Raw genomic sequence first — 13,373 nt, forward strand, 5'->3', positions numbered from 1 at the left:
CCGGTCAGGGCACCGAGACGATCGCGGCCAGTTCGTCCAGCAGTTCCTCGGCCCCGTCGCCCTCGGCGTGGATCACGATCGCCTCCCCGTGCCGGACGTCGAGCGCCAGGATGGACAGGATGCTCTTGGCGCTGACCGGCTCGCCGCCCGGCTTGGCGACGGTGACGTCGATGGCGGCCTTGGCGGCGGTCTGCACGAACGTCGCGGCGGGACGGGCGTGCAGCCCCACCTGCGACTCGACGATGACCTTGCGCTCGGGCACGGCTCCTCCTCAGGCGGGGCGGTCCAGACCACCCGCTCGAAGTTGGGTACAAATAGCGGGTTATACCGGAAATATCGCTACAGAGGTAACGGCCATTCCACCCCCGAAAGATCGGCCACCACCATGTCGGCCGCGAACAACTCGCTCGCGTGATGGGTCGTCGCGACCCCGACACAGGTCATACCCGCCGCCTTGGCCGCCGTGATGCCCGCCAGCGAGTCCTCGAACGCGACGCAGTCCTCCGGGCGCACGCCCACCGCCGCCGCGCCCGCCAGGAAACAGGACGGGTCCGGCTTGCCGAGAACGACGTCCTCGGCCGAGACGATGGTCCGGACCACATCCCCCACGCCGACGATCTCCAGGCAGCTCTCGGCCCACCACCGCCGCGCCGAGGTGACGAGCACCACCGGCAGGCCGTGGCCGTCGATCCGCCGCACCAGGTCGGCCGCGCCCGGCACCGGCCCGATCTCGGGCAGCCCGGGGGCGTCCACGTAGGTGGTCAGCTCGGCCAGCAGGTCCTCGACCCGCTTGCCGGGGAACAGCACGGACTTCTCGGCGAGCACGTCCGGGCCCCGGCGTCCCATGAACTCCCTGAGCAGGGAGTCGTCGTGGTCCACCCCATGATTGACGAGCAGGAGCCTCCAGAGCGCCAGACTCCGCCGTTCACTGTCGATGAGCGTGCCGTCGAGGTCGAACAGCGCGGCCTTGGCTCTCACCCGCCCGTCACCCCTTCCCGGGTCGCGATTCCAGCGGTACGTCCTGTCCATCCAACACGTCATTGACCCGCGGAACATCCCTGAGCGGACGAAAAGGCATGTCAATCCCAGGCGAACAGGCGCTCTCCCGCCCTGACCTGCCCGGTCGTGACGAGCGCGACCGCGCCCGGCTGCGCGTCCAGGGCGATCACCGGGCACATGGGGGACCGGCCGCCCGCCTCGACCAGGGCGGGGTTCCAGGCGACGATCGGCGTGCCGGCGCGCACCCGCCGGCCCTCGGTGGCCAGCACGCGGAATCCCTCGCCCCGCAGCTCCACCGTGTCGATGCCGAGGTGGACCAGCACGCCGCGGCCGTCCCCGCCCACGATCACGTAGGCGTGCGCGTGCAGCTTGGCGACCGTGCCGTCGATCGGGGCCACCGCGACGCCCGGCACGCGGGCCGGGTCGATGGCGGTGCCGAGCCCGACCAGCCCGTGCGAGAACACCGGATCGGGCACGGCGGCCAGCCCCACGACGCGCCCGGCCACCGGGGCGAGAACAGCGGTCATGGCAGGTTCACCTTCGGGCGACCCCCGGCGGTGGGCTCGGCGTGGTCAGCGGACCTCGCGCGCGCTCACGACAGGAGGTCGCCGATGTCGGAGGCGATGGTGTCGGCGTCGGGCCCCACCACCACCTGGACCACGTTGCCCGCCGCCATCACTCCGTGGGCGCCCGCCGCGCGCAGGACGACGTGGTCGACCTTGGACGCGTCCCGGACCTCGGTGCGCAGGCGCGTGATGCACGGCTCGATGTCGATGATGTTCTCGACTCCCCCGAGCCCGGCGATGATCGCACGCGCGTCTGCCGACATTTCGGACCTCCTCGATACGCCCGGGGCAACGCTAGTGACGCTAATCGGTCTGCGTCACCTTGTTGAGCCCACGCGGGGAGTCGGGGTCGATGCCCCGCCGGCGGGCGAGCGACTCGGTGAGGAGCTGGGCCGGCACGATCAGGCCCATCGGGGCCACCCACTCGGGCAGCGACGGCCCGTTGAGCGCCGCGGTCGAGGCGGTCGCGAGCTCCGCGCCGCCGCCGATGCCGAAGGCGGACGCGCCCGCGCCGGTCACCCGCCGCGCCAGCGCGACCGTGCCCTGCAGGGTGGGGCCCTCGCCCGAGGCGACGAGCAGCGCCGGGGTGCGCTCGTCCACGACGGCGATCGGCCCGTGCAGCAGGTCGGCGTAGGACAGGCCCATGGCGTGCAGGTAGCAGGCCTCCTTGAGCTTGAGCGCGGCCTCCAGCGCGGTGGAGAAGGCCAGGCCGCGGCCGGAGACGACGACCCCCGCCACCTCGGCGAGGCCCTCGACGACGGCGTCGACGTCGCCCGGGTCGGCGATGAGCCGCTCGACGGCGTCCGGCACCCGCTGCAGGTCGTCGGCGTTCACGTCGGCGTCGAGACCGAGGGCCAGCACGGCGAGCGCGGCGAGCTGGGTGGTGTAGGTCTTGGTGGCCGGGACGGCCTTCTCCTCGCCGGCGAGCGTGCACAGCGCGAGGTCGGCGGCCTGGGCCAGCGGGGAGTCCTCGCCGCCGTTGGTGACCGCGACCGTGGAGGCGCCGCAGGCCTTGGCCCAGACGAGGGTCTCGACGATCTCCTCGGTCCTGCCCGACTGGGACAGGGCGACGGCGAGCACGCCGCTCAGGTCGAGCTTGCGCTTGTAGGTCGTGGCGATGGACGGCGCGGCCAGCGAGGACATGCGCCCGGCGTGGGCCTCGATCAGGTAGCGACCGTACACGGCGGCGTTGTCGGAGGTGCCCCGCGCGATGAAGAGGAGCTGCCGGGTGTCCCGTGCGAGCGCCCTCACCTCGTCCACCCGGGGGACGAGGGCGTCGAGGGTGGCCCGCAGGGCGGCCGGCTGCTCGCCGATCTCGCTGCGCATCTTGGTCGTCATCCGTACCCGTCCTTCAGCTTCGGTAGGGCGAGATCGGGCCGTTATCGATCCGTCGCCGGTCCGTACGTTGACACTGATTTCTGGCGTGTGGTCTAGTCCGGACTAGACCAGCACGAACTTTAACTTATTTCGACATAGAGATCGAGAGGGGAATAGGTGCCGCAGATCGACCCCGACAGTCCCGTCCCGAAGTACTTCCAGCTGCGCGAGATCCTTCTCGACCTCATCGAGAGCAACGAGCTTTCCATCGGGGCGGCGATCCCCTCCGAGCGAGAGCTTTGCCAGCGCTTCGGCCTGTCGCGGATGACTGTACGCCAGGCGGTCGACCACCTCGTCTCCGAGGGTCGCCTTCACCGCGTCGCCGGCAAAGGCACCTTCGTCGCCCGTCCCAAGATCGAGATGGCGCTGCGGCTCACCTCCTTCAGCGACGACATGCGGGCGCGCGGCATGGAGCCCGGCTCCCGCGACCTCGACCGGCGCGTGGTCCGGGCCAGCGCCCACCTCGCCAGGGAGCTCGGCATCCAGCCCGGCGAGGCCGTCCACTTCATCGAGCGGCTGCGCACCGCCGACGGCGAACCCCTGTGCATCGAACGGGCTCACATCCCTGTATCTTTCGCACCGGATCTGGCATCGTTCGACCTGTCCGGCCGATCCCTCTACGCGCTCCTGGAGACGCGGCACGGGGTCGTGCTGGACGCCGGAGAACTGACCATCGACGGGGGCATCGCCGACCCGGGCGACGCCGACCTGCTCAAGATGCCGAGAGGCGGGGCCGTGCTGCTGCTCCAGCGCCGGTCGTTCTCGGGCGGCGTCTGTGTCGAGTTCGGGGTGTCGACCTACCGCGCCGACCGGTACCAGCTCCGCACGGTGCTGGAGATCCCGACACGGCGCAGCTGAGTCCTCCCTTCCCCGACCTGGAGGAAAGCCGATGAGCTCCGCCTCGGCCGAAGCGGGCCTCCCCGCGCCCCCGTCCCCGAGAACCGGCTTCATGTCGATCCTGTCGCGCATCGGCCGCTCGCTCATGCTGCCGATCGCGGCCCTCCCCGCGGCGGCGCTCCTGCGCCGGCTCGGCCAGGACGACCTCCTCGGCCGCACCCACAACGCGGCGCTCGACAAGATCGCCGAGGTGGTCGGCGGCGCGGGCACCGCGCTCTTCGACAACGTCCCCCTGCTCTTCGCGATCGGCGTGGCCATCGGGTACGCGCGGCGCTCCGACGGCTCGACCGGCCTGGCGGCGCTGATCGGCTACCTGGTGTTCGACCGGGTCTCCAAGCTCCTGTTCTTCGACGCCTCCGGCTACGCCGTCCACGACCGCGTCGCCCAGACGATCCTGGACGCCGAGGGCAGGCCCGCCCAGGTGATCAACCTGGCCGCGGGCAACCCCACCGGCGTGCTCGGCGGCATCGTCATCGGCCTGGTCGCCGCCGTGCTCTACCAGCGCTACCACCGCATCAAGCTGCCCACCTGGCTGGCGTTCTTCGGCGGGCGCCGGTTCGTCCCCATCGTCACGGCCTTCGCCGCGCTGGTGATCGGCGTGGTGTTCGGCGTCGTGTGGCAGCCCGTCGGCGAGTGGATGACCGCCTTCGGCGGCTGGATCGGCGACCACTCCACCGTGGGCGCCGGCGTCTACGGCGTCGCCAACCGCCTGCTGATCCCGTTCGGCCTGCACCACTTCCTGAACTCGATGGTGTGGTTCCAGGTGCCCGACTGCGTGGTCGGCGGCCGGCAGTTCGCCGGCGATCTCACCTGCTACCTGCAGGGCAACCCCGGCTCCGGCGAGTTCATGGCCGGGTTCTTCCCCGTCATCATGTTCGGCCTGCCCGCCGCCGCCATCGCCATCTGGCGCGCCGCGCCGCCGCACCGGCGCCGCGCCGTGGGCGGCATCATGATCTCGGCGGCGCTGGTGGCGTTCGTGACCGGCATCACCGAGCCGATCGAGTTCGCGTTCATCTTCGTCGCGCCGCTGCTGTTCGTCATCCACGCCCTACTGACCGGGGTCTCGCTGGCGCTGGTGGCCGCCATGGACGGCCACCTGGGCTTCAGCTTCTCCGCCGGGGTCATCGACGCGGCGCTCAACGCCACCAAGTCCAACACCGACAAGTTCTGGCAGATCATGGTGCTCGGCCTCATCTACGCGGTCGTGTACTACACGGTGTTCAGCTTCCTGATCAAACGCCTGGACATCCTCACCCCGGGCCGCGAGCCGGAACCCGACCCCGACGCCGGGGAACCTGCCGCGCCCGCGTCCAGAAACGGCCCCTGACGGCCGGTATCAACCCCGCGTCCCGAGGTCTCCTAAGTGGCGTCCCGACCGCCGACGACAACCGGAGCCTCCCGCGATGCCCCCGTCCTCCCGACCCATGCCTCTCCCCCATCTGGGCGCGGTCCCGCCGGCCGACCCGCCGTACGACGAGGAGCGCCGCACGGTCCCGCGCGGGCCCGCCGCGCCGGCACACGGCCCCCGGCCGCGCGCCCACGACCCCGCCCATGACCTCGCCCATGTCCGGGCCCGCGCCGCCCCGCGCGAGCGCCGCAGGGACGATCCTGGGGCCATGCGGCGGGCCCGCCGCGCGGACGGCGCCCCGCCCGGCGAGCGGGGGTTGCGCGCGCTCGGGCAGGCCCTGGCCGAGGTCCTCGCCGGACGCCGCCCGCCCGCCGGCGTGGCCGGTCATCTGACCGAGCGCGCCTACGCCGAGCTGGTGCGCGCCGGCCGCATGATCGAGACGCGACGGCCTCCGCTGGCCGGCGCGCCGCACGTCCACCGGCCGCGGGACGGCGTGGTCGAGGCGTGCCTGCTGGTGCACTGCGGCGAGCGCAGCCGCGTGCTGGCGCTGCGCGTGGAGCGCCGGGGCACGCAGTGGCTGTGCACGGAGTTCGAGACGGCCTGAAACGCCGCGGCCCCGCGACCTGCGGAAGGTCGCGGGGCCGGTCGGCGCTCCTCCCCGGCGCGCGGCCGGGGGACGTGCTCAGGCGGAGGCGTTCTTGGGGTCGCCGTGGCAGCGCTTGTACTTCTTGCCCGAGCCGCAGGGGCAGGGGGCGTTGCGCTCGACGTTTCCGTAGGCGGCGCGCTCGGCGGCCGTGGTGCGCACCCGGGTCTGCTCGACCTCGCCGCTCTCGCCCGGCGCGGTGTAGATCATCTCCGTGGGGCGCTGCGGGCGGCGCAGGGCCTTGGAGATGATGGCCTCGGCCTCGCTGACGCCGGCGTCCTGCGGCACCTCCTCGACGATCGGGTTGTCCTGCACCTCGACCTCGAGGTTGAACAGGTACCCGACGGACTCCTCCTTGATGCCCTCCAGCATCGCGGTGAACATGTCGAAGCCCTCGCGCTGGTACTCGATCAGCGGGTCCCGCTGGGCGTAGGCCCGCAGCGCGATGCCTTCCTGCAGGTAGTCCATCTCGTAGAGGTGCTCGCGCCACTTGCGGTCGAGCACCGACAGGATGACCCGGCGCTCCAGCTCACGCATGGTCTCGGAGCCCAGCTCCTGCTCGCGGCGGTCGTAGGCCGCCAGCGCGTCGGCCTTGACCCAGTTGCTCAGCATCTGCGGCGTGAGGCTCTCGCGCTCGCCGCCGGCCTCGCGCTCGATGAGCTCGTCGGCGGTGCCGGAGATCGGGTAGAGCTGCTGGAACGCCTTCCACAGCTTGTCGAGGTTCCACTCCTCGGCGAAGCCCTCGGAGGTCTCGGCCTGGACGTACGCCTCGACGACGTCGGCGACGAAGGTGCGGACCTGCTCGTGCAGGTCGGCGCCCTCCAGCACGCGGTGGCGCTCGGCGTAGATCACCTTGCGCTGGCGGTTCATGACCTCGTCGTACTTGAGGACGTTCTTGCGGATCTCGAAGTTCTGCTGCTCGACCTGGTGCTGAGCCGTGGCGATGGCCTTGGTGACGATGCCCGACTCGATCGGGACGTCCTCGGGGATGTTCAGCCGCGTCATGATCATCTCGACGCGGGCTGCGTTGAACAGCCGCATCAGGTCGTCCTCGAGGGAGAGGTAGAACCGGGACTCGCCGGGGTCGCCCTGACGGCCCGACCGGCCGCGGAGCTGGTTGTCGATGCGGCGGGACTCGTGGCGCTCGGTGCCGAGGACGTACAGGCCGCCGAGGCCGACGACCTCCTCGTGCTCGGTCTTGACCGCGTCGCGGGCCTTCTCCAGAGCCTCCGGCCAGGCCTTCTCGTACTCTTCCGGGGTCTCGGACGGCGACAGGCCGCGCTGCTGGAGCTCGAGGTCGGCGCGGAACTCGGAGTTGCCGCCGAGCATGATGTCGGTGCCTCGACCGGCCATGTTGGTGGCGACCGTGACGGCGTGCTTGCGGCCCGCCTCGGCGATGATCGCCGCCTCACGCGCGTGGTTCTTGGCGTTCAGGACCTCGTGCGGCACGCCGAGGCGCTTGAGCATCTTGGAGAGCTTCTCGGACTTCTCGACCGAGGTGGTGCCGACCAGCACCGGCTGGCCCTTCTCGTAGCGCTCCTTGATGTCGTTGACGCACGCGACGAACTTGGCGTCCTCGGTCTTGTAGACGACGTCGGCCTGGTCCCTGCGGATCATGGGCCGGTTCGTCGGGATGGGGATCACGCCGAGCTTGTAGGTCTGGTGGAACTCGTTCGCCTCGGTGGCCGCCGTGCCGGTCATGCCGGCGAGCTTGGTGTAGAGGCGGAAGTAGTTCTGCAGGGTGATGGTGGCGAGGGTCTGGTTCTCGTCCTTGACCTTCACGCCCTCTTTGGCCTCGATGGCCTGGTGCATGCCCTCGTTGTAGCGGCGGCCGTGCAGGACGCGGCCGGTGAACTCGTCGACGATGAGGACCTCGCCGTCGACGACGATGTAGTCCTTGTCGCGCTTGTAGAGCTCTTTGGCCTTGATGGCGTTGTTGAGGAAGCCGACCAGGTGGGTGTGCTCGGGCTTGTAGAGGTTGTCGATGCCGAGCCAGTCCTCGACCTTCTCGACCGCGGCCTCCAGCACGCCGACCGTGCGCTTCTTCTCGTCGACGACGTAGTCGCCGGTGCTCTCCTCGCCGTCCTTGCCCTCGACGCCCCTGCGGAGGCGGGGCACGATCTTGGCGAACTCCTGGTACCACTTGCCGGACTGCTCGCCGGGGCCGGAGATGATGAGCGGCGTGCGGGCCTCGTCGATCAGGATGGAGTCGACCTCGTCGACGATCCCGAAGTTGTGGCCGCGCTGCACGCACTCCTCCAGCGACCAGGCCATGTTGTCGCGCAGGTAGTCGAAGCCGAACTCGTTGTTGGTGCCGTAGGTGATGTCGGCCGCGTACTGGCGGCGGCGCTCGTCCGACGGCATGTTCGCCAGGATGACGCCGACCTCAAGGCCGAGGAAGCGGTGGATACGGCCCATCGTGTCGGCGTCGCGCTTGGCGAGGTAGTCGTTGACGGTGATGACGTGGACGCCCTTGCCGGAGATGGCGTTGAGGTACGCGGGGAGCGTACAGGTGAGGGTCTTGCCCTCACCGGTGCGCATCTCGGAGATGTTGCCGAGGTGCAGCGCGGCGCCGCCCATGATCTGGACGTCGAAGTGGCGCTGGCCGAGCACCCGGCTCGCGGCCTCGCGGACGGTGGCGAACGCCTCGGGGAGCAGATCGTCGAGGGACTCGCCGTCGGCGTGGCGCTGCTTGTACTCCTCGGTGGTCGCGCGCAGCTCCGCGTCCGTCATGTTCTTGAAGTCGGCCTCGATGGAGTTGACCTGCTCGGAGATCCGCTTCAGCTTGCGCAGAACCTTGCCCTCACCGGCGCGAAGGATCTTGTCGAAGATGGCTGGCACTTTGTGTAAAGCTCCTCGCAGGTCTGTACCGCGGCCCGGCGGCCGGGACATGAGGACATAACAGAGTTCCCCGTAACCATGGTAGGCGGTTTCACCACCGCACACAGCCACCGTCAAAGACGCTGTCGGGGCCCGGAGAGTTCCCGGCTTTCCCCACGCCGGGGACGTTCATCCCGGTTACACCGGTACGGCCTGCGACGACCGGCGGGCACGTTGTATATCGTGCGACGTTAAGGGGAGGGAATCTTTGCCCCGCGGCACACCCCTCCCGGCACACGCGATACCGAAGCGAGATCAAGGAGTCATGATGGCCGAGAGCGCACCGGCGCAGGCACACGGCGGGCAGTCCCACGCGGGGCGTCCGACCTCCTGGCTGGCCGTCACCGTGATGCTTCTTGGGTTCACGATCGGCGGGGTGGCGCTGTGCATGGGACCCAGCTGGTTCCTGTTCTGGATCGGCGCGGGCGTCGTCGTGGTCGGCGGCATCCTCGCCCTGATCTTCGACATCTTCTCCGACGTCATCGAGGACGCCCCGCGCGAGATCGCCGTCCAGGAGCACCACTCCCCCTTCGAGCACCGCTAGCCGCCCGGACCGGGCCCGCCCTGGCCGGCGGGCCCGGACGTCAGAGGGAACCGGCGCGCAGCGCCGACCGGAGGGGCAGGGCGGCCTCGGCGGGCACCACGCGCTCCACGCGGATGTCGTCGCACCCCACCCAGGTGGCCGCCTCCCGCAGGGCCTCGGCCATGGCCTCGGCCGCGTCGGCCCGCACCCGCCCGCCCGGACCCGGCTCGAAGCCGACCTGGCGGGCCACGAACGTCCCGCCCTCGCGCGCGGGGTCGACCCGGCCGATCAGGCGGCCCCCGGCGAGCACCGGCATCGTGAAGTAGCCGTGCACCCGCTTGTCCTTCGGGACGTACGCCTCCAGGCGGTGGGTGAAGCCGAACACCCGCTCGGTGCGGGGACGGTCCCACACCAGCGAGTCGAACGGGGACAGCGGGGTGGTGCGGTGGCGGCCCCGCGGGGCGGACTCCAGCGCCGCCGGGTCGGCCCACGAGACGGCCCCGCCCCGCGCCGCCTCCCAGCCGGCCACCCTGACCGGGACCAGCCCCGCCGAGCCGTCGGCCAGGGCCGTGTCGAGCATCGCGGCGTGCCGGCCCCTGAGCCGCAGGAAGTCGATCAGGTCGGCGCGGGTCGCCACGCCCAGCGCGGCCCCGGCGACGCGGGCCAGCCGCGTGACGCACTCCTCGTCGGTGAGCGTCTCCTCGAGCAGGGACGGCGGCACGACCCGCTCGGCGACGTCGTAGACCCGGCGCCAGCCGACGCGGCGGGTGCAGACGACCTCACCGATGTCCAGCAGGTACTCCACCGCGATCTTGACGTCGGACCAGTCCCACCAGGGGCCGCCGTTCTTGGCGCCGCCCAGCTCGGTGGTGGTCAGCGGGCCCTCGTCGCGGACCTGGGCGAGCACCTTGTCGATGGTGGGCGGCACCTCGTGCCAACGGAAGCGCCGCTCGCGGTAGGCCTGGCGGCGGAACGCGTACAGCGGCCAGTGGTCGATGGGCAGGATGCACGCCGCGTGGCACCAGTACTCGAAGGCCAGGGCGGGCTCGTGCCAGTAGGCCCGCTCGACCTTGGCCCGGCCGACCGCCCCGAGCCGCGCGTACGCCACCAGCTCGTGCGAGCGGGCGAGCACGGAGATGGTGTCGAGCTGGACGGCGGCCAGGCGGCGCAGCACGGCCGCCACCCCGCCCCTGCGGGACTCGGCGCCGAGGAAGCCCTGGGCGCGCAGGATGGCGCGCCGGGCGTCGTCGGCGGACAGTTCGGCCACGGGAACGGGGAGACCACTGGGCATGCGTCGATGGTAGAGCCTGCCACCGACAAACCCACTACGCAGGTGTCACACCGCCACGCCCGCGCGGAAGGTCAGGTGATCTCCAGCAGGCGCTCGCGCACGGCGTAGACCACGGCCTCCATGCGGGAGTGGAGCTGCAGCTTCTCCAGGATGTTGCGGACGTGGTTCTTCACCGTGTTCTCGGAGATGAACAGCTCCTTGGCGATCTCACGGTTGTTCATGCCCTTGGCGACCAGGCGCAGGACCTCCATCTCCCGGTCGGTCAGCCGGGGGACGGGAAGCTGCGGAGGACGTTCGGCCTCCTTGCGGCTCATGTTGGCGAACTCGCTGATCAGCTTGGCCGCCATCGCCGGGTTGATCAGGGACTGCCCTTCGTGGACGCCGCGCACGGCGTCGGGGACCTCGTCGATCTGGACGTCCTTCAGCAGGTAGCCCGTGGCCCCCGCCTTGATCGCCTCGAAGAGGTCCTCCTCCTCGTCGCTCACGGTCAGCATGATGATCCGCGCGCTCGGCACCGAGGCCTTGATCGCTCTGGTGGCCTCGATGCCGCCCTGGCGGGGCATGCGGACGTCCATCAGGACGACGTCGGGCAGGAGGCGGTCGGCGATCTCGACCGCCTCCTGACCATCGCTGGCCTCGCCCACCACATCGATGTCCGGCTCCGCGGCCAGCGCCAGCTCGAGGCTCCGCCGGATCAGCGCGTGATCGTCAACGATCAGCACGCGGATCGGCTCGCGCCCGGAGCGGCCGGCCGTTTCGTCGGTCTGCGTCACGCCTCCTCCTCGTGGGGAGCCAGATCGCGCGGGGTAGGTCGAGCCCTACCGCACGACGCTCCCGCGCCGTCGGAACCGCCATCATTACACGGGTTTCCGGGTCGCGGGGCGGGTCGAGAGGATCTTCGAACGCCTTGGTTACTGTTCTACGAGTCGCAACACTCCGTACGCGTATCCGACACGTCGGTACACGACGCTGGGATGTCCGCTCTCCTTGTCTCTGAACAGGTAGAAATCATGGCCGACGAGTTCCATCTCCAGCAGTGCCTGGTCGATGGTCATCGGGTCGGCCTTGTGGAACTTCTCGCGGACGACGAGGGGACCGTCGCCGTCCATCTCGATGGGAACGATGGGCTCCTCGAAGGCCTCGGCCTCGCGCGGGCCCTTGGCGGCCTTGGCGCGTTCCTTGGCCTGGGGCTCGGCGGGGAGCGGCTCGGGAAGCGGCTCGTAGGTCTCGGCGAGGTCGGAGGTCAGGGCGGCCACCGAGGGGGGGCAGTGGTTGCCGTGGTGGACCTTGCGCCGGTCGGCGATGCGACGGAGCCTGCCCTCCAGCTTGCCGAGCGCGATGTCGAGCGCCGCGAAGCGGTCGTCGGCGGACGCCTCGGCCCTGATGGCGGGGCCCTTGGAGTGGATCGTCAACTCGACCCGTTCACGATCCTCGGTAGCCCGCACGTTCGCTTCCTTGGACACCTCCACGTCGACGCGGATCAGCTTGTTGTCCAGTCGTTCGATCCTGGCCAGCTTGGTCGTCACATGATCGCGGAACCGGTCACTCACACTGGTGTGCCGTCCCTTGACGATGATGTCCACTCAAAGGCCCCCCTTCGTATCGACAGCGAGGAGGACACCCGTCCGGCCGACCTGGTCTTCGTCCCCACATCCGCCTGCTGAGGGTCTCGCGGCTCTGTGCCACTACTGCCCTTCTCTTCTGACGGAGGACATCCGGACCTCCGGGAAGGCAGGACTTACCTCTAAGCCGCACCGTGATCGGTCGACGAAGAGTCGCCTTACGTGGGCCGTTTCGCCTGCGGCTGGCATCGGCTAGCCGGGCCGGCCCTCTTGCGGGGGTCGGTCCGGTGCAACCACGGACCCGAACGGGTGCCATGCTCGAACGCTAGTCGCTGCCGGGCCGAATGTCAGCCGTGAGATCGGCCATACGATCACATTGAGTGACTTCCTTGAGGATTCGAGTCCAGGGGAAGACCCGGCGTTGGCCATGCTCGTGCTCGGCCCGGGCGGTGTTCCCGGCCCGCTGACCTGGAAGGTCGGCATCCGCGGCGCGAGGACGTGGGTGCGTGTGCGGCCGTGGACTTTGACGGAATCATTACCCTTCGTAATCTTTTTGAGTCGGATGTCGCCGGGCGTGTCGGGCGTGTCACAAATGTCGTCGCGGGGCCGCGACGACCACCGCCAGGGGCACCTCGGCGCCCGCCGCGCGCAGCGCCGCCGCGGCCTCCGCCAGCGTGGCCCCGGTGGTCGCGACATCGTCCACCAGAACGGCCGTACGCCCCCTCAGACGGCCGGCGGCGGCGGGGGCGACCTGGAAGGCCCCCGCCACGTTCCGCGCCCGCTCCGGCGCGCTGAGGCCCGCCTGGTCGCGCACGCGGCGGCGGTGCCCGAGCACCGGCGCGCACGCCGCGGCGCGGCCCCGTCCCCGCAGGCCGCGCGCGGCGAGGGCGGCGAGACCCGCCACGGGATCATGCCCGCGCCGCCGCAGGGCCCCGCGGGCGCTCGGCACCGGGACCAGCAGGAACGGCGCCGCGGGCGGGCCCGCCGCGCGGATCGCGGCGAGCAGGCAGGCCGCGAGCGCGGGCCGCAGCGCGGTGCGCCCGCGTTCCTTGTAGGCGAGGATCGCCCGGCGCGCCGCCCCCTCGTACACGGCCGCGGCCCAGCACTCCGGAGGGCCGCCCGGGGCGGGCGGCCTCGCGAACGGGCGGGCGCGCATCGCCCCCAGGCACGCGGCGCACAGTACGGCGCCCGTCCGGCCGCAGCCGGCGCAGCGCGGCGGGAGGATCAGATCCAGCAGGTGGGACAGGAAGGTCGGCACCCGCCCAGCATCGGCCCCGCCCCCGACGA

14 protein-coding genes are annotated in these 13,373 nt (G+C 71.0%); 4 read left to right on the forward strand and 10 right to left on the reverse strand.

The features are described 5' to 3' along the window. Nucleotides 1-4 precede the first annotated feature (4 nt). The 5 genes from BJ981_RS01585 to BJ981_RS01605 all read right to left on the reverse strand — a co-directional run bounded on the left by BJ981_RS01585 (nt 5) and on the right by BJ981_RS01605 (nt 2,903). Nucleotides 5-262 (reverse strand): HPr family phosphocarrier protein, encoded by a 258-nt coding sequence (locus tag BJ981_RS01585; RefSeq protein ID WP_184607964.1) that lies wholly within the window; start codon nt 260-262, stop codon nt 5-7. Between the two features lie 77 nt (nt 263-339). Then, nucleotides 340-978 (reverse strand): HAD family hydrolase, encoded by a 639-nt coding sequence (locus BJ981_RS01590; protein ID WP_184607965.1) that lies wholly within the window; start codon nt 976-978, stop codon nt 340-342. A 101-nt stretch (nt 979-1,079) separates the two neighbouring features. Then, nucleotides 1,080-1,526 carry a PTS sugar transporter subunit IIA gene (locus tag BJ981_RS01595; RefSeq protein WP_184607966.1) on the reverse strand — a complete coding sequence of 149 codons (447 nt, stop codon included), beginning with the start codon at nt 1,524-1,526 and terminating at the stop codon, nt 1,080-1,082. A gap of 65 nt (nt 1,527-1,591) precedes the next feature. Continuing rightward, on the reverse strand, nt 1,592-1,828 hold the full coding sequence (locus tag BJ981_RS01600; protein WP_184607967.1) for a PTS sugar transporter subunit IIB: 237 nt from the start codon (nt 1,826-1,828) through the stop codon (nt 1,592-1,594). A 40-nt stretch (nt 1,829-1,868) separates the two neighbouring features. Next, the gene (locus BJ981_RS01605; RefSeq protein WP_184607968.1) at nt 1,869-2,903 is read right to left on the reverse strand and encodes an SIS domain-containing protein; all 1,035 of its coding nucleotides are present in this window, start codon (nt 2,901-2,903) and stop codon (nt 1,869-1,871) included. Nucleotides 2,904-3,059: 156 nt separating this feature from the next. Here BJ981_RS01605 and BJ981_RS01610 point away from each other — a divergent pair, with 156 nt between their 5' ends. The 3 genes from BJ981_RS01610 (at nt 3,060) to BJ981_RS01620 (ending at nt 5,791) form a co-directional block, all read left to right on the forward strand. Continuing rightward, the gene (locus BJ981_RS01610) at nt 3,060-3,800 is read left to right on the forward strand and encodes a GntR family transcriptional regulator (protein WP_184607969.1); all 741 of its coding nucleotides are present in this window, start codon (nt 3,060-3,062) and stop codon (nt 3,798-3,800) included. A gap of 31 nt (nt 3,801-3,831) precedes the next feature. Then, entirely contained in the window at nt 3,832-5,166 is a 1,335-nt protein-coding gene (locus BJ981_RS01615) for a PTS transporter subunit EIIC (protein ID WP_184607970.1), read from the forward strand. A gap of 97 nt (nt 5,167-5,263) precedes the next feature. After that, a complete protein-coding gene (locus tag BJ981_RS01620) occupies nt 5,264-5,791 on the forward strand; it encodes an Rv3235 family protein (RefSeq protein WP_239139146.1) in 528 nt (175 codons plus the stop codon). Between the two features lie 78 nt (nt 5,792-5,869). Here BJ981_RS01620 and secA read toward each other — a convergent pair whose 3' ends face one another. Next, the gene (gene secA / locus BJ981_RS01625) at nt 5,870-8,671 is read right to left on the reverse strand and encodes a preprotein translocase subunit SecA (RefSeq protein ID WP_184607972.1); all 2,802 of its coding nucleotides are present in this window, start codon (nt 8,669-8,671) and stop codon (nt 5,870-5,872) included. Between the two features lie 307 nt (nt 8,672-8,978). Here secA and BJ981_RS01630 point away from each other — a divergent pair, with 307 nt between their 5' ends. Then, nucleotides 8,979-9,254, forward strand: a complete 276-nt coding sequence (locus BJ981_RS01630; RefSeq protein WP_184607973.1) for an HGxxPAAW family protein — start codon at nt 8,979-8,981, stop codon at nt 9,252-9,254. 40 nt (nt 9,255-9,294) lie between these two features. On the opposite strand, the gene BJ981_RS01635 is transcribed toward BJ981_RS01630, so the two are convergent. The 4 genes from BJ981_RS01635 to BJ981_RS01650 form a co-directional block, all read right to left on the reverse strand. Next, the gene (locus BJ981_RS01635) at nt 9,295-10,524 is read right to left on the reverse strand and encodes a winged helix-turn-helix domain-containing protein (RefSeq protein WP_184607974.1); all 1,230 of its coding nucleotides are present in this window, start codon (nt 10,522-10,524) and stop codon (nt 9,295-9,297) included. A gap of 71 nt (nt 10,525-10,595) precedes the next feature. Next, nucleotides 10,596-11,297 (reverse strand): response regulator, encoded by a 702-nt coding sequence (locus tag BJ981_RS01640; RefSeq protein WP_184607975.1) that lies wholly within the window; start codon nt 11,295-11,297, stop codon nt 10,596-10,598. Nucleotides 11,298-11,435: 138 nt separating this feature from the next. Continuing rightward, nucleotides 11,436-12,107 (reverse strand): ribosome hibernation-promoting factor, HPF/YfiA family, encoded by a 672-nt coding sequence (gene hpf / locus BJ981_RS01645; RefSeq protein ID WP_184607976.1) that lies wholly within the window; start codon nt 12,105-12,107, stop codon nt 11,436-11,438. Between the two features lie 565 nt (nt 12,108-12,672). Beyond that, nucleotides 12,673-13,344 (reverse strand): ComF family protein, encoded by a 672-nt coding sequence (locus BJ981_RS01650; protein WP_239139145.1) that lies wholly within the window; start codon nt 13,342-13,344, stop codon nt 12,673-12,675. Nucleotides 13,345-13,373 lie beyond the last annotated feature (29 nt).

It is taken from the genome of Sphaerisporangium krabiense, from assembly GCF_014200435.1.
GTDB lineage: Bacteria > Actinomycetota > Actinomycetes > Streptosporangiales > Streptosporangiaceae > Sphaerisporangium > Sphaerisporangium krabiense.

Coding starts and splice junctions, on each gene's coding strand:
- BJ981_RS01630 (WP_184607973.1), top strand. CDS start 8,979: ATGGCCGAGAGCGCACCGGCGCAGGCACACGGCGGGCAGTCCCACGCG.
- BJ981_RS01635 (WP_184607974.1), bottom strand. CDS start 10,524: ATGCCCAGTGGTCTCCCCGTTCCCGTGGCCGAACTGTCCGCCGACGAC.
- BJ981_RS01605 (WP_184607968.1), bottom strand. CDS start 2,903: ATGACGACCAAGATGCGCAGCGAGATCGGCGAGCAGCCGGCCGCCCTG.
- BJ981_RS01615 (WP_184607970.1), top strand. CDS start 3,832: ATGAGCTCCGCCTCGGCCGAAGCGGGCCTCCCCGCGCCCCCGTCCCCG.
- BJ981_RS01620 (WP_239139146.1), top strand. CDS start 5,264: ATGCCTCTCCCCCATCTGGGCGCGGTCCCGCCGGCCGACCCGCCGTAC.
- BJ981_RS01600 (WP_184607967.1), bottom strand. CDS start 1,828: ATGTCGGCAGACGCGCGTGCGATCATCGCCGGGCTCGGGGGAGTCGAG.
- BJ981_RS01595 (WP_184607966.1), bottom strand. CDS start 1,526: ATGACCGCTGTTCTCGCCCCGGTGGCCGGGCGCGTCGTGGGGCTGGCC.